Origin of the sequence: Nitrososphaera sp., assembly GCF_050748925.1 — an archaeon.
Classification (GTDB): domain Archaea; phylum Thermoproteota; class Nitrososphaeria; order Nitrososphaerales; family Nitrososphaeraceae; genus Nitrososphaera.
Window position 1 is genome coordinate 1 of record NZ_JBOGQF010000085.1, and the last position, 7,923, is coordinate 7,923.

Genomic DNA, 7,923 nt, shown 5'->3' on the forward strand with positions numbered 1-7,923 from the left:
CGGCTGTACCACTACGTGCAAAACCCCGACTATTTGGACAGGGCAGCGAGGATAATAAAGTCGGGAGCCAGGCCGGCCGCTGAAAACCCGTTTGGCTTTGGCCAGCTCTTGATGGCCATCTACCTCTATGTCAAAAAGCCGGTCGAAGTCACGGTCATCGGCAGGGGAGAGATGGCAAAGTGGCTCAATGGCGCGTTCCTGCCCGACGGCATAACGGCAAGCGTGAGCGACACCGACGTTTCAGCATTACAAAAGTACGCCTTCTTCAAGGGCAGGGCCGCTGAAAAAGGCGAGACTGCGTTTGTGTGCAGGAACTTTACGTGCTCGCTGCCGATAAAATCGCAGCAAGAGCTGGCCAGGCAGCTGGGCGTCACGGGGCCTTTTTGATCTCGACTAGCATCCTCTCGCCCACCCGGGGGCTTCCCATCTTTTCATAGCGCCTCTTCGGCATCGACACCTGTATGGTGGTCGGGGCGTACGACCTGACGACGGTCTGGGGCTGCGACCGGAGCAACGCCTCCAGTATAGGCTTTATCTGCTCCTTGACCTCCTTGTCTGCGATGGCTCTGTCGACTGCTTCGAGCATCATTTGCTGCTGAGAGACCGCTTCCAGCTCGACGTCTTCTGACAGCGCGAGAGTAACGTTAGAGCCCGTGTCTATCATCTGGGTTATCTTGAACCTGACCGACTCGTCCTGCATGTTTTCCGTATCAAGGCGGCCATTAGTAAATCAATCTCCAGACAGCCCTTCTTGCCGGCATAGGCGCAGCCCGGCGCCATGCGTGCGACAATTGCAGAGAAGTCGGTAGAGCACGGGCGCGCGGCAGCCACGGACTATGGAGCGATTTCTACGATAAACTCTACTTCTACCGCGCTGCCAAGGGGCAGGCTGCTTACGCCGACTGCAGCCCTTGCGTGCTTGCCCTTTTCGCCAAACGTCTGCACCAGCAGGTCGGAAGAGCCGTTTATGACCTTGGGTTGATCTGTAAAGTCAGGCTGGCAATTGACAAAGCCTGTCACCTTGACCACCCGCTGCACTCTATCAAGGCTTCCAAACGCCGCTTTCAGCTGCGCAAGGGCGTTTATTGTGCACAGCCTCGCCGCCTGCTGGCCTGCTTCCACCGTCAGGTCCTTGCCCACCTTGCCCATGAATTTTACCCGCCCTGCCTCCACAGGTATCTGGCCTGCGACAAAAGCAAGATTCCCGGATATTACCACGGGGACGTACGAGCCAGCGGCGGCAGGCGGGGACGGCAGGGTTACCCCAAGCAGCGACAGGGTTTCTTCTATCATGGCGCCTTACAGCATCCGTGCCGTTATTTGCGTTGCGCCAAAAGAGGCTTTTAGAAAAAATCCAGTGTCTGGAGATTTTCCTGTAACTGGCCCTGCCCAGAGCGGCAAGTGGTTGGCGAGCCAACGACGGAGCAGGCCGGCGTGAAGCCGTTTGCCCTGATTTGCAGAGACGACATTAAAGACGCAGTCTTTGATATTAAAGAATGGCGTAACCATGTTAACCCTATTGCAGATTAATATTGCTCCAGACTCTATCCCCAAATCAGGCCGTTAATGTCTGGCAGCCCGAGCTCTTACAGAGACAGGATATACATCGTCAAGGACATTATTCTAAAACTGGTGGAATACGGCGAGATGAACCAGACTGCACTCGTCAGCTTTTGCGGCCTGAACATGACAAAGCACAAGGTCATCCTCGACGACTTGGAAGCAAATGGGCTGATCGAAAGGACGGAAAGGCAATTTGGAAAAAGAACAGTTGCAACCTACAAGCCCACGCATCAAGGGATCGAGTTTTTCAAAACCGTCCTGGAGCCGTACGAGAAAATGTTTCCCCGCCGGAGAGACTCTAGCACAGAGTCCAGTGTAGGTAGCAAACTTTCGCTGTTACTCCTGGTCTAGGTTGAACTGCGAAGCAATCTTTTTATCCATCTCTTCCTTTTGCTGCGAGTATTCTTTGTACCGGTTCTTCCATGCGCTCATAGAGCGGTACTGCCGGATGCCAGTGAAAAACCATATCCCAGAAATGACAATGACTGCGCCGAGCAGGACGCTCAGGATGAGCCCAAACTCGTTCTCAATCTCTAGTACGGCAAAAAAAGACGGGTGGAGGATGAGGTAGAGTGAAAGGGCCAGTGCCAGCGGCGCCAGCACGATTGCAGAGACAGACACCCCGATGAGTATCCTCCTCATCTGCTGGATCTGCTCGATAAAGCTGTCCATCAGTGTGAGTATGTCATGGCGCAGAGGCTTATCCTCGCTCATATCTCATCCTGCTTCATTCTATCGTTATAACCCCTTTCATTTCCGGGTGGATGGTGCAATAGTATTCAAAAGTGCCAGCCTTTTCCGGAAAGAACGTGACCGTCTGGCTTTCAAAGTAGTTCAGGTCCCGGGTGTGGACATTAAAGGCGTCGATGTTAAGATTGTGCTTGGAATGTGTTTCATAGTCCTCGTTGATCACGTGGAGCGACTGCAGGTCTCCTTTTGTAAGAGTGTAAGAGGGATTGACGCTGCCGCCTCCGCTCCTCAGGCCCTTGACGCTGCCAGACGACTGACTCACGTACATGTAGCCTTCCTTGGCGGAATGCGTGGCCTTTATGAAATGGTTGGCAGCAAGCCCAAAGACAGGCGCATTGCCGTTGGCAGTGATTGAGGAATTATAGCCAACAATCCCGATTACGACTGCAACGGCAGCCATCGCCCCTATTGCAATCATCCCGTTTTTAGTGAGACCCCTTGAAACCTGCCGTTTCTGCTTTTTTGGCACGTCTCCGGTTGCCGCCATGACTATTTAGGGAATGATTAACATTGTTAACCCTGTTCTTCCCCATGTTATGCGGCCTTATCCTCAAGACGCTTCCACAGCAGGGGCACTCTATTCCTTCCCATTTTATGAAAAGTGTGCAGACGGTGCACCTCTTGGAGCCCTCGGCATAGTAGCTGCTTCTTCGTTGCTTGGTAGCCCGGTACCGTTCGCAGATATTCTTGCAGGTCAACTCAAGCCTTCAGACCTATGAGATTCCAGGTATTTACAGCATGATTAACATAGTTAAGTTACCATTTCAAGGCCGCCAAAGCGAATAACTTTTAAAAAGCCTCTGCGGCAAATAGATCGCATGAGCGGTCACGATGAAAGCGGCTACAAGATGACAGGCGTAGCTGCGGCCATCCTAGTGATGGGCTTGTCGCTTGCGGTAATTATCCTCATGTGGGTGTGGTTTGGCCACATCGGGCCGAGGTTCTCTGACGAGGTCATGCTCAACCAGCAGGACACGCTGAGGGACCAGTACGGGCTTCCCCCGGCGCCAGAAGTGACGGCAAAAGAAGCGCAGATCCCGCCGTCGCTCAGGAACGCTACAGCAGGTCTTCGTCAATAGTCTCTATCTTGTCCACGTACTGGATGCATTCGCACCCGGGGACAAGGCATTTCCCAACTTTTAAAAGCGAATCGTTGCTGTCTGTATGAATGTCGTGCGTATGGTGGGTATGGCCGCACCCGATGCAGTTCAATGCACACAACGCCGCAGCAATGCCAAATAAACGCAGCTGCGCAAAAGGATTATACATGAATCAATTCAAACGCGTTGCTCATGAAGTATGGCGATTATGTGAGGCGCTACCAGCGCAAGACTGGCAGGTCAAGGCGCCTTTTTTCACGCTCTGTAAAGGTATTCCCTGGAGGCATCAGCCACAACATACGGTACTTTGAGCCATACCCATTCTTTGTAAACGCCGCAAAGGGCAAGCACCTGCACGACGTCGACGGCAACAGGTACACCGACTACTGGATGGGCCACTGGGCAATGATCCTTGGCCACTCGCCCGCCCCGGTCGCAAGCGCGCTTGCAGGCCAGGTGCGCAAGGGCACGCTTTACGGCGTCGTAAACGACGCAAGCGTCGAGCTGGCTGAAATGATTCAGAAATTGATGCCGGCGGCAGAGATGATGCGCTTTTCAAGCACTGGCTCTGAAGCAACCATGTATGCAGTCAGGCTTGCCCGCGCAAAGACAGGGAGGCGGGTAATAGCAAAGGCGATCGGGGGCTGGCACGGCTTTAACACCACCCTGATGCAGACTGTCAACTACCCCTTTGAGGCCGAGGAGGGCCCCGGCTTGGTGCAGGACGAGGGCCAGTATGTAGAATCGATACCGTTCAACGACCTTGAAGCCTCGCTCAAGGTGCTTGATACGATAAAGGACGACCTTGCCTGCGTAATCATCGAGCCTGTCCTTGGAGGGGCTGGATGCATACCGCCCGCAGAAGGCTATCTGCAAGGATTGCAAGAATTCGCGAAAAAGAACGGGGCGCTTTTCATACTTGACGAGATAGTGACGGGGTTCAGGCTGTCGCTTCACGGCGCGGCGCACCTCTACGGCTTGGAGCCGGACCTGTTTACGCTGGGCAAGATCTGCGGAGGCGGCATGCCGATAGGCGTGGTGTGCGGCAACAAAGAAGTGATGTCGCTTGCCGATCCCGTGTCGATGCCTGACAAGCAGGCGCGCTGCGCGATAGGGGGCGGGACGTTTTCTGCAAACCCGGCGACGATGGCGGCGGGGCTTGCGACGCTTGATTACCTGAAAAAGAACGAGCGGCAGGTCTACGGCAAGGTCGACAGGCTGGGCGAAATGGCAAGAAAAGGGCTTTCAAGGATATTTGCAGAATCCAGCGTCCCTTGCGCAGTCACGGGGACAAAGTCGGCCTTTATGACGCACTTTATAGAGCAGGGTGCCGAAGTGGCAAATGCCACCGACGTGGCCACGTCAGACAGGGTCAAGCTGGCGAAATACCACATGGCGCTGATGGCAGAGCACGGCATCTTCTTTTTGCCGACAAAGATGGGCGCCATGTCGTACGCGCACGACGAAGGCGACGTCAGGAAACTACTTTCGGCAACGGAAGCAATAGCAGGTTCAGGCCTTTTCAAAAAAGCTCCGTAGCACAATGTTTCTCGGGAGCCGGGCGAACCACCTGCCTTCTCCCCCTTTTGCCCGGCACCTGTAGACGACGAAATTTGCCCGCAACGCCCTGCCTTTTGATTTCAGCATCAGCCTTTCCAGTTTCGCTATGCCCTGCACGTCGGCCCTGACGCCGATTAAAGCCAGGTGTTTTGACAGCGCGGCTTCATAGTTCTGGCCGCGCTCGACTGCGACCGCGGGAGCCATCCAGCACCTCCCAAATTTTGCCACCAGCACCTTGCCGTCCTTTTCAGCCAGCGCCGCCGCGCACTTTAGCACAAACTGGCCTCCAGACATTTGCTTGAATGCGTCAAACGTTGACGGCGCCACCCTCACTACCTTTCTGCCAGAAGACAGCTTGCCGGCGATCCGGCGATAGTTCCCGCGCGTGTATACCAGCGGGCTTTTCTTGTCGTCAAAGGCTGCAGCCTCTGCATCGCCCACGACCATCACGTGGTCGCCTATTTTCCGGATTGAGCGAACACGGCACTCGGCGTTCAGGGCGCACCCCTTTATCATTGGAACCAGCTTGCCGTCATAGGTCTCAAATGTGCCGGGTATGGCAAGCTTGTCCACCTCGGTGCCAGAGTATCCTCCTGCAATGTTGACAAGCTCGGCCTGATCGTCAGACGCAATGTTGACGCCAAAGGCGCCCGAGCCGCGGATGTTCCACAGCGTCGGTGAATCGTGTATGAATATCGCGACCAGCATGGGCTCGTAAGAAACCTGCATCGTCCACTCGGCTGCCATCACGTTCCGGCCGTGCTCGCCGTCGGTGGTTATCAGGCCGACTGTGGTGGCAAAGTAGCGGTGGACGCGGTCCTGCATGCAAGCAATCCCTGCGCGGCATTTAATCAACTATTTGGTGCAAGCCGGTTTTGGCTTAGGCAGCGTCCTGACGCCTGCAGAACTTTTTCCATAACCATCGCGGCGTAGCTCTGTCGTGTCTGTTTTTCAAGATGCGCAAATAGCCACGCCAACACTTAAAAGGCGGAGAGAAAGAATCCAAGAAAGAATATGGCTGCGCGTAAAAACACGTCGCGCAAAAAGCGTCTGATGAAAAAGACCAGGCAGAACCAGCCGGTTCCAGCATGGATAATCATCAGGACCAACAGGAAGGTCAGGACCAATCCCAAGCGCAGGAGCTGGAGGAAGTCCGATGTCAATGTCGGATAAGTGAAATAAATGTCAGAAGAAAACATTACACGCGTTTACACTATAAACCTGGGAAAGGCATGGATAACGCCACGGTACAGGAGGACAGACAGGGTCATCAACATGATCCGCGAGTTTGCAGAGAAGCACATGAAGTCAGGCGAGGTCAAGCTCGACCAGGACCTGAACAGGCAGATCTGGGCACGCGGCAAGACCAACCCGCCGAGGAAGGTAAGGGTAAAGATGGTCAAGGACGAAGACGACGTTGTGACAGTCTCACTGTATGAAGAGCCGGTTGAAACGACGACAACTGCTCCCGCGCCAGCGGCTGCTATCGAGGCTCCGGCTGCAGAAGTAAAGCCAGAAGAGACCAAGGCCGAAGCAGCAGCCAAGCAGTAACTAGTTCTTGCCAGCCAGCACGGGCTGGCCGGTCGAGCCTATCCAGCTCTGCTCTGCGACTTTTTTCAGCGCCGCATTCATTTCTTCAAGGCCCTTTCGAAAGCCGGTCTCCAGCCTTTTCTCGACGAGCGACACTATAGGGCCCGTGAAACTTGCAATCTGGAAAAACGTGACTCGGTCGTGTGCCAGGGTCTGGATCTCTAGCCGGTGTTCTGCCACAAAGAGGCTGCCGGTGGATTTGTCGAGCCACGATATCTGCCGCTCGAGTTGGACGTCCTGGACCACTGGGTCGATTGCGACAACCTTGTCAAGTTTCATTTCCATGTCGAGCCGGCCGCCCTGCTTTAGTTCGCCTTTTATCTTCGTTATGAAGGGGTTCCACCGCGAGTAGCTGGCAAGGTCGGTGAGCAGGTTCCACACGCTGAACGCCGGAGCGTCGATCACTATCGACGTATGGATCTCCATCTAGCCTCCAAGGTGGGCTGTAATTATTAAGGTCGATGGAATTTGAACACATAAGACTTCAATTTCATTTACGCAGGAAGCTGCCCGCGGGGAATATATTAAAGCCAGAGAGATTTACGCCATGGCAATAGACGTGTGCCCCGTCTGCTTCAAGTTTTTGCAGACCATGTACGACGGAAAAAAGATGAAGGAAGTCAGGCTCTCGCCCGACCAACCGTGCAAGTCGATGTACCACAAGAAACTGACCGACAGTTTCAAGTCCTAGCTCAATTCAATGGTCCCGTGCATCGGCGAATGGTAATCGCACATGTATTGAAGCGTTCCCGGTGACGTAGGCCGGTATGCCAGCTCCCCGGACTGGCCCACTAGGACGTCGTCGCTTGCGGCAAGTTGTGTGCCGTCTTCCGACTGTATGACGAGCTTGTGCTTTCTGTCAGTTTCGTTGCTTATCGCTATCGTCACGTCAGAGTTGACCGCGAACCGGAGCGTGGGATTTTCCTCGTTGCCGGAAAACCAGCTGTACAGGTCCGTGGCAGACCTTGCTGCAAGCGAGACTGTAGTGGCTGCAGGGCTTGGTGGGGGTGGAGCTGTAGAGTTGGAGCTGGGTGAACTCGCAGGAGGCGGACTGGAAGGCGGAGTAGAGGTTGACGTCGAGTTGCTAGAAGATGCATTCTGTGTAGAATTGCTCGAAGACGCGGTCTGCGTAGAGTTGTTTGAAGTAGAGTTTGAGCTGGAAGTTGCAGAGCCGGTCGACGCGGAAGTGGAACTAGAGTTTGTCGATTTTGAAGAAGTTACCGAGTCTGACACCGAAAGGCCGCTGTAAGACTGGGACGTTATCTGGCTCGGGACTTTTGACACCACGCCATAGATAGGCGATGTGCCAAAGTGATTGTCCACCATGCCTTTGTCTATTGATATAGTTACAGACCTGCCG

Annotated in this window: 13 protein-coding genes and 1 pseudogene; 7 read left to right on the forward strand and 7 right to left on the reverse strand. The window is 54.4% G+C overall.

Going from position 1 to position 7,923, the window contains the following annotated elements; translation table 11 throughout:
* Nucleotides 1–387: pseudogene (locus tag ACREAY_RS07950) on the forward strand (thioredoxin); the annotation flags it as partial.
* Here ACREAY_RS07950 and ACREAY_RS07955 read toward each other — a convergent pair.
* Nucleotides 371–700 carry a hypothetical protein gene (locus tag ACREAY_RS07955; RefSeq protein ID WP_431755237.1) on the reverse strand — a complete coding sequence of 110 codons (330 nt, stop codon included), beginning with the start codon at nt 698–700 and terminating at the stop codon, nt 371–373. The pseudogene ACREAY_RS07950 and the gene ACREAY_RS07955 overlap by 17 nt on opposite strands.
* Nucleotides 701–834: 134 nt before the next feature.
* Entirely contained in the window at nt 835–1,293 is a 459-nt protein-coding gene (locus tag ACREAY_RS07960) for a RidA family protein (protein WP_431755238.1), read from the reverse strand.
* 273 nt (nt 1,294–1,566) lie between these two features.
* Here ACREAY_RS07960 and ACREAY_RS07965 point away from each other — a divergent pair, with 273 nt between their 5' ends.
* On the forward strand, nt 1,567–1,914 hold the full coding sequence (locus ACREAY_RS07965; RefSeq protein WP_431755239.1) for a winged helix-turn-helix domain-containing protein: 348 nt from the start codon (nt 1,567–1,569) through the stop codon (nt 1,912–1,914).
* On the opposite strand, the gene ACREAY_RS07970 is transcribed toward ACREAY_RS07965, so the two are convergent.
* On the reverse strand, nt 1,900–2,277 hold the full coding sequence (locus ACREAY_RS07970; protein WP_431755240.1) for a hypothetical protein: 378 nt from the start codon (nt 2,275–2,277) through the stop codon (nt 1,900–1,902). The genes ACREAY_RS07965 and ACREAY_RS07970 overlap by 15 nt on opposite strands.
* Nucleotides 2,278–2,290: 13 nt before the next feature.
* Complete coding sequence (locus ACREAY_RS07975) at nt 2,291–2,800, reverse strand: cupredoxin domain-containing protein (RefSeq protein ID WP_431755241.1); 510 nt, start codon at nt 2,798–2,800, stop codon at nt 2,291–2,293.
* Between the two features lie 331 nt (nt 2,801–3,131).
* On the opposite strand from ACREAY_RS07975, the gene ACREAY_RS07980 reads away from it, so the two are divergent.
* Nucleotides 3,132–3,392 carry a hypothetical protein gene (locus ACREAY_RS07980; protein WP_431755242.1) on the forward strand — a complete coding sequence of 87 codons (261 nt, stop codon included), beginning with the start codon at nt 3,132–3,134 and terminating at the stop codon, nt 3,390–3,392.
* A gap of 213 nt (nt 3,393–3,605) precedes the next feature.
* On the forward strand, nt 3,606–4,952 hold the full coding sequence (locus ACREAY_RS07985) for an aspartate aminotransferase family protein (RefSeq protein ID WP_431755243.1): 1,347 nt from the start codon (nt 3,606–3,608) through the stop codon (nt 4,950–4,952).
* Here ACREAY_RS07985 and ACREAY_RS07990 read toward each other — a convergent pair.
* Complete coding sequence (locus ACREAY_RS07990; RefSeq protein WP_431755244.1) at nt 4,926–5,798, reverse strand: flavin reductase family protein; 873 nt, start codon at nt 5,796–5,798, stop codon at nt 4,926–4,928. The two genes, ACREAY_RS07985 and ACREAY_RS07990, sit on opposite strands and share 27 nt — an antisense overlap.
* Nucleotides 5,799–5,987: 189 nt before the next feature.
* On the opposite strand from ACREAY_RS07990, the gene ACREAY_RS07995 reads away from it, so the two are divergent.
* Together ACREAY_RS07995 and ACREAY_RS08000 are read left to right on the forward strand one after the other, a co-directional pair.
* Nucleotides 5,988–6,146: a 50S ribosomal protein L39e gene (locus tag ACREAY_RS07995; protein ID WP_431755245.1), complete on the forward strand. Its 159-nt coding sequence runs from the start codon at nt 5,988–5,990 to the stop codon at nt 6,144–6,146.
* A gap of 9 nt (nt 6,147–6,155) precedes the next feature.
* The gene (locus ACREAY_RS08000) at nt 6,156–6,524 is read left to right on the forward strand and encodes a 50S ribosomal protein L31e (protein ID WP_431755246.1); all 369 of its coding nucleotides are present in this window, start codon (nt 6,156–6,158) and stop codon (nt 6,522–6,524) included.
* Here ACREAY_RS08000 and ACREAY_RS08005 read toward each other — a convergent pair whose 3' ends face one another.
* On the reverse strand, nt 6,525–6,989 hold the full coding sequence (locus ACREAY_RS08005) for an SRPBCC family protein (RefSeq protein ID WP_431755247.1): 465 nt from the start codon (nt 6,987–6,989) through the stop codon (nt 6,525–6,527).
* Between the two features lie 121 nt (nt 6,990–7,110).
* Here ACREAY_RS08005 and ACREAY_RS08010 point away from each other — a divergent pair, with 121 nt between their 5' ends.
* Complete coding sequence (locus ACREAY_RS08010) at nt 7,111–7,254, forward strand: hypothetical protein (protein WP_431755248.1); 144 nt, start codon at nt 7,111–7,113, stop codon at nt 7,252–7,254.
* Here the strand turns inward: ACREAY_RS08010 and ACREAY_RS08015 are convergent.
* A partial coding sequence (locus tag ACREAY_RS08015) for a hypothetical protein (RefSeq protein WP_431755249.1) occupies nt 7,251–7,923 on the reverse strand: 673 nt, incomplete at its 5' end. The two genes, ACREAY_RS08010 and ACREAY_RS08015, sit on opposite strands and share 4 nt — an antisense overlap.